Source organism: Corynebacterium doosanense CAU 212 = DSM 45436 (assembly GCF_000767055.1).
Taxonomy (GTDB): Bacteria; Actinomycetota; Actinomycetes; order Mycobacteriales; family Mycobacteriaceae; genus Corynebacterium; species Corynebacterium doosanense.
In genome coordinates, this window is sequence record NZ_CP006764.1 from 1,025,951 (window position 1) to 1,041,796 (window position 15,846).

Sequence of the window (15,846 nt, forward strand, 5' to 3'; positions counted from 1 at the left end):
GGACGACGTCGACTCCACGAAGCAGCAACAGAGCGGAGAACTGTAAATGGCCAACGTGCTGACAGAATCACCCGGCCACCTCGGCTATTCCGAGGACTCCCGGAAGTCGTTCTTCACCGACACCTCGGTGTGCATCGGCTGCAAGGCCTGCGAGGTCGCCTGCAAGGAATGGAACCGCCTCCCCGCGGACAACTTCGGCCTGACCGGCGACTCCTACGACAACACCAGTGCCCTGGGCGCGTCCACGTGGCGTCACGTCGCCTTCATCGAGCAGGACCAGGAGCAGATCGAGCAGGCCCGGGAGTCCGGTCGCAAGCTCGTCGGCCTGGGCATGCCCACCCTCCCGGGCAGGGAGCCGGAGAACGATCTCACCACCAGCATCGACATCGGGGAGACGACCTACGACACCCCGGACTTCCGCTGGCTGATGTCCTCCGACGTGTGCAAACACTGCACCAACGCCGGCTGCCTCGACGTCTGCCCGACCGGTGCGCTCTTTCGCACCGAGCACGGCACCGTCGTCGTCCAGGACAACGTGTGCAACGGTTGCGGCACGTGTGTCGCGGGATGCCCGTTCGGTGTCATCGAGAGGCGTGACGACGGTTCCATCCTCAAGCGCGACACCCGCGAGGGCGAGGACTTCACCGAGGGCGAGAAGGCCCCCATCAAGAACATCGGCGTCGCCCAGAAGTGCACCATGTGTTTCGACCGCCTCGAGGACGGCCTGACCCCGTCGTGCCAGAAGGCCTGCCCGACGGAGTCCATCCAGTTCGGCACCCACGAGGAGATGCTGGCCCGGGCCGAGGCCCGGGTGAAGGAGCTGCACGCGCAGGGCCGCACCGAGGCCAGGCTCTACGGGGCCAACGCCGCCGACGGGGTCGGCGGCACGGGGTCGATCTTCCTGCTGCTCGACGAGCCCGAGGTCTACGGCCTCCCGCCGGACCCGCACGTGCCCACCCGCGACCTGCCCGAAATGCTGCGCAGCGCCGCGCTCGCCGCCGGCGGCATGGCGGTCGCCGCTGCCGCCGCCTTCTTCCTGGGAGCCAAGAACTGATGCCAGCGCAGGACTTTGACAGCTACCGCCCGCCGCGCGAGGAACGCCGACGCACCGGAGGCGGGCGCAAGCGACGCCGCGACCGGCCGGGCGGGGGAGCCACGGACGGCTCCCGCGAGGAGCGCATGGTCCCGAACATCGAGTTCGAGTCCTACTACGGAAAACCCGTGGTCAAGGCCCCGCCGTGGGAATGGCCCATCGCCGTCTATCTCTTCCTCGGCGGCGTGGCGGGTGGCTCCTCGCTCCTGGCCGTCGGTGCCGAGATCACCGGTAGGCAGGAACTGCGTCGGAACACCCGCATCGCCTCGATCGGCGCGGCCGCCGCAGGTTCGCTGGCACTGATCGCCGACCTCGGCCGGCCCACCCGCGCGTTGAACATGTTCCGCGTGTTCAAGGCGTCCTCGCCCATGAGCTGGGGATCGTGGCTGCTCATGGCGTTTGCGTCCTCGGCCGCGGTGGCCTCGCTGCCGGAGCTGGACAAACTCACCGGGGAGAAGGCGCCGCTGCCGGCACCGGTGCGGGAGATCCTTCCCCGGACCGCGACCCCGTTCGGCGCGCTGGCCGGAATCCTCGGTGCCCCGCTGGCGGTGTACACCGCCGTGCTCTTCGGCGACACCTCGGTCCCGGCGTGGAACGAGGCCCGCAGGCACCTGCCGTTCCTCTTCGTCAGCTCCGGATCCGCGGCCGCGGGCGGGCTGGCCATGATCACCACGAGCACCAGCGAGGCCGGCCCGGCCCGCGCACTCGCGGTGACCGGCGCCCTCGGTGAGGTGGTGGTCACCCAGGCCATGCACCGGCAGATGGATGAGATCTCCCATGAGCCCTACCGCACGGGAACCCCCGGCAAGCTGCTCAAGGCGGCCGAATGGCTGACCATCGGCGGCGGGATCGGCGCCGCTCTGGGCGGGAAGAACCGGGGCGTCGCCGTGCTCTCTGGCGCGACGATGGTGACCGCCTCGGCGCTGACCCGCTTCGGCGTGCTCGAGGCCGGATTGAACTCCACCAAGGATCCGAAGTACGTCATCGAACCGCAGAAACGCCGCCTGGCCGAGAGGCGATCGCGGGGTCAGCTCGGGGACTCGATTACGACCGTCGGTTAGCGAATACGCAGAGGAGGGTCATGGCGGCAGTGAAGAACTGCCATCATGACCCTCCGCTGTTTCCGTGTTCTAGTGCTACTCCCTGAGGAACCGGTCGAAGAATTCCGAGAGCCCGGCCGTGTCCTCCAGGGGGAGGACGGCCGCGACGTACTGGTCGGGGCGGACGACGACGACGGCGCCGTCCCGGGAGATGCCCCGGCCCGCGAAGATGTCCTCGCCGGGCAGCGCCGCGTAGACGTTTTCGTAGGAGGTCAGCGACAGGGTGCCCATCCGGGGGAAGAACACGTCCGGGGCGTCGAAGAGCTCGAAGTCGTGGTGTCCCTGGCGGTAGATGCCCTTGATGTCGAAGACGGCGTTGTCGTCACCCTCGGCCGGCGTGAACCGGCGCAGCGGGGAGGCGTCGTCGGTCTTCATCCAGTCGGCCCACGCGGTCATCTTTGACGGCTCGCCCGGGGCGGGGGAGTCGGCGAAGGCGTAGATGCGCCACCGGCCGTCGGCGACGTGCTCGTGACCGATGTGGGTGACCACGGCGTCGCAACGCCTCATGGCCTTGTGGGACTTGAACCGCCGGCCCACGGGGAAACCCGTGGCCAGATCCTGGTGGGTGGTGTCTCCGACGATGAGGTTCTGCTCGTAGGTGGTGAGCATGCCCGCGGCGAACTCCTCGGCGGAGACGTAGAACTTCTCCACCGCCTGCGGATCCTCGAGCAGCTCCGGGGGAGTGGCCATGAGGGTGGACCACTGCTTGTCGAAGTTGATGAGGTTCTGCGCCGCCGGCTGACGCTCCCCGTGGTAGGTGAGCAGGAGTTTCTCACTCGCCTGGCCGGAGAGGACCGCGCCGAGCTTCCAGCCGATGTTGAAGCCGTCCTGCATGGACACGTTCATGCCCTGGCCGGCCTTCGCGGAGTGGGTGTGGCAGGCGTCGCCGGTGAGGAAGACGTGGGGATGATGGTCCGGGTTGTCCGGGTTCGAGTTGTCAAAGGCGTCGACCAGCCGGTGGCCCACCTCGTAGACCGAGCTCCAGGCCACGTCCTTCACGTCGATGCTGTACGGGTGGTAGATCTCGTTCGCCTTGGCGATGACCTTCTTCACCGGGGTCTCGCGGATGCGCCCGTTGTCGTCCTCGAGAACCTGGCCCAGGTCGACGTAGATGCGGCAGAGGAAACCGCCCTCGCGCGGGATGTGCAGGATGGAACCCGCCTTAGAGTGGATGGAGCACTTGGTGCGCCAGTCGGGGAAGTCGGTGTCCACGACCATGTCCATGACCCCCCAGGCCTGGTTGGCCTTGTCCCCGGAGAGCTTGCGCCCGATGGTGCTCAAACCCGCCAACGCGCTGCGCATGGGCAACGCCGTGGTGGTCAAACCCTCCGAGTACACCCCGCTGTCCGTGATGGGGCTGGTGGAGGTGCTCAACACCGTGCTGCCCGAGGGTGTGCTGAGCGTCGTCTCCGGCGGCGGCGAGGTCGGCGCGGCGCTGAGCACGCACGAGGCGGTGGGCAAGATCATGTTCACCGGCTCCACGGCGACGGGGCGCAAGATCGCGGAATCCGCGGCTGACACGGTCAAACGTGTCACGCTGAAGCTCGGCGGCAACGATGCGGGCATCGTGCTTGACGACGTCGATCCCAAGGCCATCGCCGAGGGACTCTTCTGGGGTGCCTTCATCAACACGGGACAGACCTGCGCCGCCCTCAAACGCCTCTACGTGCACGACTCCGTCTACGACGAGGTGTGCGCCGAGCTGGCCGGCCTGGCGGTGAACATGCCCATGGGCCCAGGCATGAACGAGTCCAACGTTCTCGGCCCGTTGCAGAACCAGATGCAGTTCGACATCGTGGACAAGCTGGTCACCGCCGCCAAGGACTCCGGCGCCACCGTCCTGCTGGGCGGCGACCCGGACTACGACGCCCCCGGGTACTTCTTCCCCACGACACTCATCTCCGACATCGACCCGCAGAACCCGCTGGTGGTGGAGGAGCAGTTCGGCCCCGCGCTGCCCATCGTGCGTTACTCGGACCTGGAGGACGCCATCGCCATGGCCAACTCCCTCGAGGTCGGTCTCGGCGCCTCCGTGTGGTCGGGTGACCGCGACCGTGCCCGCGAGGTGGCGACCCGCATCGAGGCCGGCACCGTGTGGATCAACAGCCACGGCGGCGTCGACCCGCGCATCCCCTTCGGCGGGATCAAGCAGTCGGGCTACGGCGTCGAGTTCGGCGAGGCGGGCCTGAAGTCGCTCGGCGTGCCGCAGGTGATCAACGGGTAGCGCTTTTAGAGCCCGGCGACCTCGCACATCCACGGGGCGATGATCTGCGGGGACACCTGGCAGTCGAGGACGTAGGTTCCCCGGCTGCCGGTCTGCACCCACTGCTCGAAGGCTGCGAGATCCTCGAGCCTCCGGATGACGTCGGCCTTCGCGCCCAGCGCCCGGAACAACCCGGCGAAGTCCACCTCGGGGATGAGCATGGGCTCCTCGCGCAGACCCTTCGTGGCGTACTGGTGGATCTCCGCCCCGTAGGCGGCGTCGTTGAAGACGATCACCACTCCACGATGCGCGGTGCGCACAAAACTCTCCGCGTCCGCGAATCCCATGAGGCCGCCGCCGTCCCCGGTGACCAGGACCGTCAGGCGCTCGCCGGCGGCCGCGGCCACCCCGACGCCAGTGGGGAAACCCAGCCCAATGGACTGGAACGCCGTGCCCAGCAGGTTGATCGAGTCGGCCGCGGGCAGGTCGAAGTACATGTTCGCCCAGCCGATGAAGTGCCCGCCGTCGGAGGCGACCAGTTTGTCCTTCGGCAGGATGCGGTTGAGCCGCACCATGAGGCTGCGCGGATCCAGCCGACCGTCGGGCGCGAGGGCGTCACCCTCGGGGCGGGCAGGCTCCGGCACGGAAGGCTTATCGACGCGCGGCCGATCCACGTCCCCGAGCCGAACGGTGATCTCCCGGACGGCCTGGGAGGAGCACGCCCGAAAGAACTCATCCACGCGGGCGTGGGTGGCGGCATTGGCGAGATCTATCTGCACCACCGTCGCGTCCGGGTGGAAGGCGCCGCCGAAGGCCATGGTGAACTGGTTCAGGCCGGCGCCGACGACCAGCACCACGTCGGCCGCGTGGATCTGCTGCGCGGCGAACTCAGTGGCGAAGCCCCCGCATACCCCCAGGTCGCGGTAGCCCGAACCGCCCTCAAACAGGCCACGTGCCGGGGCGGACGTGGCCACGTCCGCCCCGAGCGTCCCGGCGAGCACGCGGAGTTGCGCCGAGGCACTCTTCGCGCCGCGCCCCGCGAGGATGAGGGGGCGACGGGCGTCGCGAAGCATCCCGGCGATGGTGGTGGCATCCGCGGCGGAGAGCTCGGGCGGGTGCGGGGGAGTGGGGAGATCGGGAATTACCTGGCCATCCTCGGTGGCGGGCACCGCCCCGACGTCGTAGGGCACGGCGAGCACGACGGGGACGCGCTCGGCAAGGGCGTGGGCGACGGCCCGGATGGTGACCGTGCCGGCATCATCGGCGGAGACGGTGAACGTGGGCGCCCCGACGGCCGCGGCGATCCCGGCCTGGTCGACGTCCCAGGGGCGGTGGCCGGTGGTGGGGGCGGAACCGACCACGAAGACCAGGGGGGTCCTGGCCATGGCCGCCTCGGCAAGCGCGGTGACGGTGTTGGTGTAGCCGGGGCCGTACGTGGTGGTCGCGGCGGCAAGTCGGCCGGTGACGCGGTGATAGGCGTCGGCGGCGGCGACCGTGGCCACCTCGTGGCGCACGGGCACGATGCCGTGGCCGGACTCTTCCAGGGCGTTGCACAGCCAGGCGTTGCCGTTGCCCATGAGACCGAAGAAGGTGTCGATGTGGCGGATGAGCGCGGACGCGATGATGTCGGAGACGCGGGGGTTCATGTCGGAGGTCCTGTTCGGGGTCGAGTGATACAGACGTATATGTCTCAACCGAGGCGCCGGGTTACCGGCGAAGACCCGAATGGAGTTGTTGGTCTCCGACGGGGGCGGAAGGCCAGGTCTAGTGCCCATTTTTCGAGCAACGGCGATCAACTGTGATGCCGGACACGTCGATGATAGCCGACCGGCGCGACGGGGCGCGGGCACCGTGGTGGTCACCCACGCTTCGACCACATGAACAATCATTGAATTTGCCTGAATTTGTTCGTGACCAGGTGGACTCTCGGCCGCGGCGTCGCCATCCTGGGATCGTGACTGAACACACTGACCTCATCGTCGTCGGCGCCGGAATCATCGGCCTGGCCAGCGCATTTCTCGCCCGGGAACAGGGGCAGTCGGTGCGGGTCATCGACGCCGCCGACCGGCCGGTGGGCAGCTCCATCCAGAACTTCGGCCACGCCTGTTTCACCGCGCAGGCCGACGTGATCCAGCCCGTGGCGCGGGTCGCCCGCGAAGGCTGGCTCCGCGCCGCGCAGCAGGCGGGCTTCTGGGCGAAGGAGTCCGGCACGTGGCTTCCGGCCACCTCCGAGATCGAGCTCCAGGTCCTCGCCGAGTTCGCCGAGCACCGCGGGGACGACCTGGTCAAGCTTCTCGGCCGGGAGGAGGTGGCCGCCGGGATCGGCAACCCCGGGCTCGACGCACTGGGTGGTGCGCACCTGCCGCTGGACGTGCGGGTCGATCCCCGGGAAGCGGCGCCGGCCATAGCGCGGTACCTCGCGGCCGACGGCGTCGAGTTCACCTGGAACACGCAGGTCACCGGCATCGCGGACGGCACCGTCGCCACCGTCCGCGGCGACTTCCACGCGGACCGGGTCATCGCCGCGCCGGGTTACAAACTCCTGGCACTGTTCCCCGAGCTGGCGGAGCGGCACGAGGTCCGGGTGTGTGAACTCGCCATGGCGCTCATCGAACGCCCCGCCCGCATTCCCGCCGACCTCGCTGTGCTCACCGGCACGTCGATGGCGCGCTACGACGGCATCGCCGCCATGCCCAGCGTCCCCGAGCTGCGCGAGGAGCTCGCCCGGCGGGAACCGGGGCTGGTGGATGTCATCGCCAACCTCATGATGACCGGCACGGAGCAGGGCATCTTCGTCGGCGACTCCCACCACTACGCCGATCACACCGAACCCTTCATCTCCGAGGACGTGGCAGATCTGCTCATCGACCGGTCCACGGCCGTGCTCGGCATCGACGAGCCCCGGGTGCTGCAGCGCTGGAAGGGCCAGTACGCCGACAGTGCGGGCACCAACCTCGTGCTCGAGCACCCGGACGCCCGGACCACGGTTGCCGTGGTGACCTCGGGCATCGGCATGACCCTGTCCTTCGGCGTCGCGGACCTGGCGCTGCGCGGCGAGACCATCTCAGGCTTCTGAGCCTCCCTACAGAAAGAGACAGACACTCATGTACAAGCTGGCAATCTTCGACATGGCAGGCACGACCATCAACGACCGCGACGAGGTGTACCGCGTCCTGCGCGAGGCCACCGAGCGTGAGGGCGCGGACTACACCGACAACGAGTTCCAGAACTACATGGGCACCGAGAAGAAGTGGGCGATCCGCCACCTTCTCGAGGTCGGCGGCGTGGACTACTCCGACGCCACGGTGGACAAGGCCTGGCAGTGGTTCCGCGAGGAACTCGCCCGCACCTACACCGAGCAGCCGCCGACGCCGCTCGACGGCATCGAGGAGATGCTGGCCTCGCTTCGCGACGCCGGGGTCAAGGTGGCACTCACCACCGGGTTCTCCCGGGAGATCACCGACCTGATCCTGCGGAACATGGGGTGGAGCGTCGGGGAGACGATCGACGCCTCCGTCGCCGGCGACGAGGTCGAGACCGGCCGCCCGGAGCCGTTCATGATCCAGAAGGCCATGGCGGAGCTCGACATCACCGACGCGGCCGAGGTCATCAGCGTCGGCGACACGTCCGCGGACGTCGTCTCCGCCCAGCGCGCCGGGGTGACCTCGGTGGGAGTCCTCACCGGGCACCTCAGCGAGCAGCAGTTCTCCGAGCTCGGCGCGGATCATGTCCTGCGCTCGGCGGCGGATCTTCCCTCGCTGCTCAACTGATGCGCGCGCAGGTGTGGCTCGGGGGAGCCGAGTTCGCGGTCGCCGAGGCGACTGTCCCCGAGCTCGGGGCGGGCGAGGTGCTCGTCGAGCTCGAGGTCGCCACCGTCTGCGGTTCCGACCGCCACACCGTCTCCGGTCGCCGACCGGGTGCCTGCCCGTCCGTCCTCGGGCACGAGGGGGTCGGTGTCGTGGCCGAGAGTCGTCGCGCCGGGATCGAACCGGGCCAGCGGGTGGTGTTCTCCGTGACCTCGGTCTGCCACGAGTGTGTGATGTGCCGCCGAGGCCTGAGCGCCAAGTGCGAGCGGGTGCAGAAGGTCGGGCACGAATCCTTCGACGGATCCTGGCCCTGGTCCGGGACCTACGCCACCCACATCCACCTGCCGGCCGGCGTCGAGGTCGTGGAGGTGCCGCCCGAACTCAGCTCCGAGCGGGCCTCCACCGCGGGCTGCGCGGTGGCCACCGTCATGGCGATGGTCGAGACCGCGGGAGACCTGCGGGATAAGTCGGTGCTGGTCACCGGACTGGGCATGCTGGGAATCACCGCCGTGGCCGCGGCTAGGGCCGACGGGGCGCGCCGGATCATCGCCTGCGACCCGGCGCCGGGTGCCCGGGAGGCAGTGCGCGGCCTGGCGGACGAGGTGGTGGACGTCGCCTCCGGGGAGCTGGTCGACGTCAGCTTCGAGCTCTCCGGCAGCAGCGCCGGAACGCAGGCCTGCCTGGACGCGCTCGCCGTCGGGGGAGTGGCGGTGTTGGCTGGTGCCGTGGCCCCCGGCCCCGGAGTGATGCTCGACCCGGAATGGGTGGTGCGGGGGTGGCGCACCGTCACCGGCGTGCACAACTACGAACCCCGCCACCTCGGGCAGGCGGTCAGTTTCCTCGATCGCCACGGCGACAGCCTGCCCTGGGACCACATCTTCGGAAGGCGGGTCAGCCTCGCGGAGCTGCCGGAGGTGTTCACCGAACCGGTCGGTGCGCGGGTGCTGGTGGACTGTCGGTCCTAGCGGTTGTCGCCGACGCCGAACCAGCCGGCAGCCTGCCGTCTGGCCGACTCGGTGAGCACGGAATAGCTGGTCAGCGGCGCGTCGGCCTTCCGCGCGGCGGTCTCGGCGACATCGCGCAGAAGCCAGACGTCGGCGGGGTCGCCCGCGGTGACGTTGAGGGCGGCGTCGAAACGCGGCTGGGACAGGCCGGTGCGCCGGCGGAACTCCGCGTGGGAGAGTCCGGCCGCGCGGGCGTTGGCCTGGATCTCTTCCGCGGTGCGCCTCTGCTGGTCTGGTGAGAGCGACAAAATTATTCCTTTCCTGGCGGGTACTACATCACAGAATATGGATGTAAAGTGGCGGTGTCACAACAAAATTGTTGATCAATTTCACCTCTTGTCTGGAGAACCCCACCTAATGACATCACTGAACCAGTACACCGACCGCGCGGTAACACTTGCGAACACGTGGCTGGAGGTGGAGGACAGCGCGGCCAACCAGGCTGCGCGGCAGCTGGGCGGGCTCCTCCAGGACCCCAACGGCGTCGACTTCACCATGGACTTCGTCGACCGCGTCGCCCGCCCGGAGGACAACAAGGTCGCCGCGGCCGAGCTGCGCAAGATGCCCGCCGCGCCGGAGTTCCTGGGAACGGTCAACCGCGGCCTGTTCAACATCGGTGCGCTGGCCGGTCGCATCGCGCCGTCGATCGTCGTCCCCCTGGCCCGCGCACGCATGCGCCAGATGGTCGGACACCTCGTGCTCGACGCCGACGGCGACAGCCTGTCCAAGCTCCTGGACAACGCCAAGGAGAAGAAGACCCACCTCAACATCAACCTTCTCGGCGAGGCAGTGCTGGGCGACGACGAGGCAGCCTCCCGCGCCGAGCGCACGGCCGAGCTGATCCGCAACCCCAAGGTCACCTACGTCTCCGTCAAGGCCTCCAGCCTCTGTGCGCAGCTCAACCACTACGACGAGGAAGGCTCGCTCGAGCGCCTCAAGGCACAGCTGCGCCCGCTCTACCGCATCGCACGCGACAGCAGCCCGCGCACCTTCATCAACCTGGACATGGAGGAGTACAAGGACCTCGACCTGACGCTGCGCCTGTTCACCGAGCTCATCAGCGAGGACGAGTTCACCGGCTACGAGGCCGGCATCGTCCTGCAGGCCTACCTGCCCGACGCGGCTGGGGCGCTGGAGCAGCTCATGGCCTTCGCCAAGCAGCGCGCCGCGGAGGGCGGAGCGCCCATCAAGGTCCGTCTGGTCAAGGGTGCGAACCTCTCCATGGAGAAGGTTGACGCCGAGGTGCACGGCTGGGCGCAGGCGCCCTACCGCACCAAGGCCGAGGTGGACGCCAACTACCTGCACCTGCTCGACATGGTGCTGGGCGAGGAGTACGCCGACATCCTGCGTGTGGGCGTGGCCAGCCACAACCTCTACACGCTGTCGCTCGCGTACGTGCTCGCCGATGCGCGCGGCGTCATGCGCCAGGTCGACGCCGAGATGCTCCAGGGCATGAGCCCCGGTCAGCAGGAGGAGGTGCACAAGGCCTTCGGTTCGCTGATCCTCTACACCCCGGTCGTGCGCGCCGAGGACTTCGACGTCGCCGTGAGCTACCTCGTGCGTCGCCTGGAGGAGAACTCCGCCGAGCAGAACTTCATGTACGCACACTTCGCCGCCGGCGAGGAGGCGATGGCCAGCCAGGAGGACCGCTTCCGCAAGTCGATCGAGGACGCCGACCGCGTCTTCCTCGGTGCCAACCGCACGCAGAACCGCCTGGACGAGTCGGGCCGACAGGCGCCGAAGGACGGCTTCCACAACGAGCCGGACACCGACCCGTCCCTGGAACCCAACCGCCGGTGGGCACTGGAGCTGCTGGAGAACGATCCCGGCGAGGCCACGTCCACCGAGGTCACGGACGTGGCCGAGGTGCAGGCGGGCGTCGATAAGGCCCGTGCGGCCGCACGGGACTGGGCCGCGCTGTCCGGCGACGAGCGCGCCGACGTCCTGGAGACCGTCGCCGACGAGCTGGCCAACGCGCGCGGCGAGCTCATCAGCGCCATGGCCTTCGAGGCCGGCAAGACCGTGGACCAGTCCGACCCCGAGGTCTCCGAGGCCATCGACTTCGCCGTCTACTACGCGCAGTCCGCCCGCCAGCTCGACGACCGGTTCACCCCGCACGAGCTCGTGGCCGTCATCCCGCCGTGGAACTTCCCCGTGGCCATCCCCACCGGCGGCATGCTCTCGGCCCTGGCCGCGGGCTCCTCGGCGATCATCAAGCCGGCGCCCCAGGTGGTGCTGTGTGCCGAGGTCGCCGTCGCCGCGATCCACCGCGGACTTGCGGCCCACGGCGTCTCGACGGACCTGCTCCAGCTCATCCGCGCCGACGAGAGTGACGCCGGTAAGGCACTGATCACCGCGGCCGACTCGGTCATCCTCACCGGTGCATCCGAGACCGCCGCGATCTTCCGCTCCTGGGACCCGCACATGAAACTCAACGCGGAGACCTCGGGCAAGAACGCCATCATCGTCACCCCGGCCGCCGACCCCGACCTCGCCGCGCAGGACATCCTGCACTCGGCCTTCGGCCACGCGGGCCAGAAGTGTTCCGCGGCCTCGCTCATCATCCTTGTCGGTTCGATGGGTTCGACCGACCGCTTCCGCAACCAGCTTCTCGACGCCGTGCGCACCCTGCGCGTCGGCCCGGGCACCGAGATCTCCACCACCATGAACGGCCTCATCGGCCCGCCGGAGGAGAAGCTCCAGCGCGGTCTGACCCAGCTCGATTCCGGTGAGAAGTGGCTGATCAAGCCCGAGAAGCTCGACGAGGAGGGCAAGTTCTGGACCCCGGGCGTGCGCGACGGCGTCAAGCCCGGCTCCTGGTACCACACCCACGAGTGCTTCGGCCCCGTCCTGGGCATCATGCACGCCAAGGATCTCGACGAGGCCATCGAGTGGCAGAACTCCACCGGCTTCGGCCTCACCGGCGGCATCCACTCGCTCGACGACGACGAGATCTCCCAGTGGATCGACACCGTGGAGGTGGGCAACGCCTACGTCAACCGCGGCATCACCGGCGCGATCGTCCAGCGCCAGTCCTTCGGCGGCTGGAAGAACTCCGCCATCGGCACCGGCGCCAAGGCCGGCGGCCCGAACTACGTGGCCCAGCAGGGCACCTGGGTCGACGGTGAGCTTGCACCCGTCAACGTCACCGTCGAGCCGCGGGTGGCCCGCGTGCTGCGCGAGGTGGAGACCCACCTCTCCGCAGAGGACGCCACCTGGCTGCACCGCGCCGTCGAGCTCGACGCCGTGGCCTGGCGCAGCGAGTTCGGCATCGACCACGACCGCACCGCGCTGGCCAGCGAGCGCAACATCTTCCGTTACCGCCCGCTGCTGACCCCGCTGTCGGTGCGCCTCGGTGAGGGATGGGAGCTTCGCGACGTCCTGCGCCTGCACCTCGGCTCCGTGCTCACCGGCACCGAGCTGGAGTTCACCTCCCCGGTCGAGACCGAGTCGGTCTGGCCCATCACCGTGCAGTCCGACGAGGACTTCGAGGCCGAGCTCGCCGACCGCCCGAGCAGCCGCGTCCGTGCCCTGGGCACGGTGCCGGAGTCGCTCTACCAGGCCGCGGCCGACAACGGCTCCGTCATCATCGACGGCCCCGTGCTTGCCGACGGCCGCCGCGAGCTGCTGCACCTGCTCCTGGAGCAGGCCGTGTCCATGACCTCCCACCGATTCGGCGTGCTGCGCAACATCGGCAAGGTGGGATAACGCGGGCGGCTGCGCGCCGGAAACTGTAGGGCGATCATCACCTGGGGTTCATGAGAAGGACATGTCAGAATCATAGGATTCTGCTGTCAGCGGGTTTCTCCCGCGGCATGTCATGTCCGTCTCTGAACTCCTTGTGAAGGTTCCCCCTTGAACGTGCAGAATCCCCGGCTGAGCGGCCACCGCCGCAGCCGTACAGTCGTCGCCACCCTTGTCGGCTCCTCCCTCGTCCTCCAGGTCCCCGTTCCCACCCAGGCTGCGGAGGCCGGGGGAGACCTGGGTTCCCGGTTCACCCTCGGCGTCCTGCCCGACACGCAGTTCTATTCCCGCTACGGCACGGAGGAGACCGGGAACCTATACGAGCAGCGTTACGGCTCGCAGCCCTTCGAGTCGCAGGCGCAGTTCATCGTGGACAACCAGGACGCGCTGAACATCCCCTTCACCACCCACCTGGGCGACGTGGTCGATCAGTCCTACGTCACTCCCGAGTGGGGCGTGGCGGACCGGGCCATGAAGATCATGGAGGAGGGCGGCGCCAACTACTCCATTCTCCCGGGCAACCACGACCTGGCGGTCAACGGCGAGGCTGTCTCCCCGTTCAGCCAGACGTTCTCCGCCGAGCGCGCCGCCCAGAACGAGACCTTCCAGGAGCGTCAGGACCGCTACAACCAGGAGTCCGAGTACCACATCTTCGAGGCCGAGGGGCAGCAGTACCTCGTCCTCGCACTGGCCTGGCGTGCCGACGACGAAACCCTTGCCTGGGCGCAGAAGGTGCTGGACACGCACGAGGATCTGCCCACCATCCTCACCTCGCACGAGGTCACGAACATCGACGCCGACGGTGACGTCTTCCTCTCCGAGAGCTACGGCCGGAAACTCTTCGATCAGCTGGTCGCGCCCAACGACCAGGTGTTCATGACGCTTGGCGGGCACCACCACGGTGCTGGCTACGTCATCGAGCAGAACGAGAAAGGCCACGACGTGGTCAACGTCCTGCAGGATTACCAGATGGCCTACCAGGGCGGAAACGGCCTGCTCGGGCTCATCGAGTTCGACCTGACCGGCAACGAGCTGGGCATGACGGCGCTGTCTCCCTGGGTCGCCGAGAAGCCGCAGGAGAGCCTCAACCAGTTCGACCACCTCATCCCCGAGGGCAAGACGGACTCGTGGACCATCCCGTTCTCCTTCGAGGAGCGCTTTGAAGGCTTCGCCCCGGAGTGGGAGGCCGGCGACGCCGACGATCCGGACTACTCGGCCCTCGCCCGCGAGATCGTGTCCACCGGGTACGTACCGCCCACGATCGAGTCTGGTCAGCTGCCCGTCGACGAGCAGGACTACCCCAAGGTGGACAACACCGCCGCGCACTGGCGACCGGGGCAGGCGACCGCCGACGGCAAGCGCCTGACCGACGGCGACACCGCCGGCGTGGGCACCGTCATCCCGGACGTCTCCGGCCACGGCAACGACATGAAGCGCGCGGAGCTGAACACGCGCGGTGCCTCGGGTGCGCAGGAGGATGACGTCACGTACTCCGACGACACCCACGAGCTCTCCTCCGATGCCGGCTCGCTGAACTGGCGCAATGTCGACAGCGAGTCGAAACGCCTCAACTGGTTCGAGACCGCCTCCGACGCCGTGGTGAACGAGGAGACCTTCGAGGACGGCTACACCTTCGAGACCTTCATCCGCATCGACGACAGCTTCGACGGCGACAACCACTGGATGGGAGCGATAGCCCGGGAGGGTTCACGCGGCGAGATCGGTGTCGAGGCGGAGGCCTCCGAGCCGCCGGCCACGTTGGCGGTGTCGTCGCTACGCGAGCTCCAGTGGTCGGCCGTCGCCACGGAGGGCCAGACCGAGGGCGCCTCCAACTGGTCGCACGAGGTGCCGAAGGACGAGTGGTTGCACGTCGCCATCGTCAACGACCCCGAGGAGGACACCGTGGAGATGTTCGTCAACGGCGCACCGATTCTGCGTGATGTTCTCGACGCCTCCGGCCTGGCCACTGCGAAGGATCCGTGGCTCATGGGCGCGACCATGTGGGACGGCGATCCCGCCAACCCCTGGAACGGTTCGATCGGGGAGACCCGCATCACCCACGGAGCGCTCGCACCGGATCAGTGGCTCACGGCGCGCACTCATGACGGCTCCGGCGATAACGGCTCTTCCGGTTCCTCCGGATCGTCTGGCTCGTCCTTCGGCGGCGGCGTCCTCGTCGCTGTCCTCGGTCTCGCCGCAGCGCTCGGTGGCGCGCTGGCGCTGAACCCGGCGCTGCTGAACCAGGTCCGGGAGCAGCTGGAGAAGTTCGGCATTCGCTTCTAACAGAGCACAACGATGGCCCCCTCCTGGGAGGGGGCCATCGCTGTTTCTCCTACGGCAGGAGCGCCTGGATCCGGTTGCGGATGTCGGTGAGGAGATCGCCTTGCGTCGCGACGGCCGCGTGCCCGATGGCTCTGGGGTCCAGGAACTCGGATCTGAGGCTGACCTTTAAGGTGGAGGGATGTCAACGATTCGTGCCGTGGCGCTGTTTCTTCCCCTCCCTCTCGTGCTCGCCGCGTGTGGGACCGCTGAGTTCGAGAACGAGGAGGACAAGGGGCGGGCGTGGGACGTCTACCAGTGCAGCGTCTACCGCAACCTCGATGCCGGGGCCGAGGCCGACGCCATTGAGGCGGACATCGCCGACGGCACGGTCCCGGCCGAGCCCGCGCAAGAGTGGGTCGACAACCTGCGCCGTGCCGTGTCCGACCTGGGTGAGGCGCAGGTCCGCCACGTCATGCCCATGGAGGATGTCGGAGACCTGAAGAACATGTGCACGGGGTGGCTGTGGGAGTACCGCAAGTCCGACCCCGAATACCTGGTGGGGTACGAGTCGTTCACGCTCGAGGATGCGCGTGACGCCGGGGTGCTGCGGGAAGGGCCGTTCGGCTAGTCGTCT

Annotated in this window: 11 protein-coding genes and 1 pseudogene; 9 read left to right on the top strand and 3 right to left on the bottom strand. The window is 68.5% G+C overall.

Annotated elements, in window-relative coordinates; genetic code table 11:
- Nucleotides 1–46 precede the first annotated feature (46 nt).
- Together CDOO_RS05130 and nrfD are read left to right on the top strand one after the other, a co-directional pair.
- The gene (locus CDOO_RS05130) at nucleotides 47–1,054 is read left to right on the top strand and encodes a 4Fe-4S dicluster domain-containing protein (RefSeq protein WP_018022661.1); all 1,008 of its coding nucleotides are present in this window, start codon (nucleotides 47–49) and stop codon (nucleotides 1,052–1,054) included.
- Nucleotides 1,054–2,154: an NrfD/PsrC family molybdoenzyme membrane anchor subunit gene (gene nrfD, locus CDOO_RS05135; RefSeq protein WP_018022662.1), complete on the top strand. Its 1,101-nt coding sequence runs from the start codon at nucleotides 1,054–1,056 to the stop codon at nucleotides 2,152–2,154. The genes CDOO_RS05130 and nrfD overlap by 1 nt, the downstream gene beginning before the upstream one ends.
- A gap of 75 nt (nucleotides 2,155–2,229) precedes the next feature.
- Here nrfD and CDOO_RS05140 read toward each other — a convergent pair whose 3' ends face one another.
- Entirely contained in the window at nucleotides 2,230–3,495 is a 1,266-nt protein-coding gene (locus tag CDOO_RS05140) for an FAD-dependent monooxygenase (RefSeq protein WP_425389144.1), read from the bottom strand.
- Here CDOO_RS05140 and CDOO_RS05145 point away from each other — a divergent pair.
- Nucleotides 3,479–4,417, top strand: a pseudogene (locus CDOO_RS05145) (aldehyde dehydrogenase family protein); the annotation flags it as partial. The gene CDOO_RS05140 and the pseudogene CDOO_RS05145 overlap by 17 nt on opposite strands.
- Before the next feature lie 5 nt (nucleotides 4,418–4,422).
- On the opposite strand, the gene CDOO_RS05150 reads toward CDOO_RS05145, so the two are convergent.
- Nucleotides 4,423–6,042: a thiamine pyrophosphate-binding protein gene (locus CDOO_RS05150; protein ID WP_018022665.1), complete on the bottom strand. Its 1,620-nt coding sequence runs from the start codon at nucleotides 6,040–6,042 to the stop codon at nucleotides 4,423–4,425.
- Between the two features lie 308 nt (nucleotides 6,043–6,350).
- Between CDOO_RS05150 and CDOO_RS05155 the strand changes: the two genes are divergently transcribed.
- From CDOO_RS05155 to CDOO_RS05165, 3 genes are read left to right on the top strand one after another with little or no spacing between them, the layout of a single operon-like run.
- Nucleotides 6,351–7,472: a TIGR03364 family FAD-dependent oxidoreductase gene (locus CDOO_RS05155; protein ID WP_018022666.1), complete on the top strand. Its 1,122-nt coding sequence runs from the start codon at nucleotides 6,351–6,353 to the stop codon at nucleotides 7,470–7,472.
- A 28-nt stretch (nucleotides 7,473–7,500) separates the two neighbouring features.
- Complete coding sequence (locus CDOO_RS05160; protein ID WP_018022667.1) at nucleotides 7,501–8,166, top strand: phosphonatase-like hydrolase; 666 nt, start codon at nucleotides 7,501–7,503, stop codon at nucleotides 8,164–8,166.
- Nucleotides 8,166–9,167 (top strand): alcohol dehydrogenase catalytic domain-containing protein, encoded by a 1,002-nt coding sequence (locus tag CDOO_RS05165; RefSeq protein ID WP_018022668.1) that lies wholly within the window; start codon nucleotides 8,166–8,168, stop codon nucleotides 9,165–9,167. Before CDOO_RS05160 ends, CDOO_RS05165 begins: the two co-directional genes overlap by 1 nt.
- Here the strand turns inward: CDOO_RS05165 and CDOO_RS05170 are convergent.
- A complete protein-coding gene (locus CDOO_RS05170) occupies nucleotides 9,164–9,454 on the bottom strand; it encodes a DUF2316 family protein (RefSeq protein WP_018022669.1) in 291 nt (96 codons plus the stop codon). The genes CDOO_RS05165 and CDOO_RS05170 overlap by 4 nt on opposite strands.
- Before the next feature lie 109 nt (nucleotides 9,455–9,563).
- Between CDOO_RS05170 and CDOO_RS05175 the strand changes: the two genes are divergently transcribed.
- From CDOO_RS05175 to CDOO_RS05185, 3 genes are all read left to right on the top strand, one after another.
- Nucleotides 9,564–12,914: a proline dehydrogenase family protein gene (locus CDOO_RS05175; RefSeq protein ID WP_018022670.1), complete on the top strand. Its 3,351-nt coding sequence runs from the start codon at nucleotides 9,564–9,566 to the stop codon at nucleotides 12,912–12,914.
- Nucleotides 12,915–13,067: 153 nt separating this feature from the next.
- Nucleotides 13,068–15,233, top strand: coding sequence for a LamG-like jellyroll fold domain-containing protein (locus CDOO_RS05180; protein WP_245616262.1), 2,166 nt, complete (start codon nucleotides 13,068–13,070; stop codon nucleotides 15,231–15,233).
- A 178-nt stretch (nucleotides 15,234–15,411) separates the two neighbouring features.
- The gene (locus tag CDOO_RS05185) at nucleotides 15,412–15,840 is read left to right on the top strand and encodes a hypothetical protein (RefSeq protein ID WP_020384671.1); all 429 of its coding nucleotides are present in this window, start codon (nucleotides 15,412–15,414) and stop codon (nucleotides 15,838–15,840) included.
- The last annotated feature ends 6 nt before the right edge of the window (nucleotides 15,841–15,846 follow it).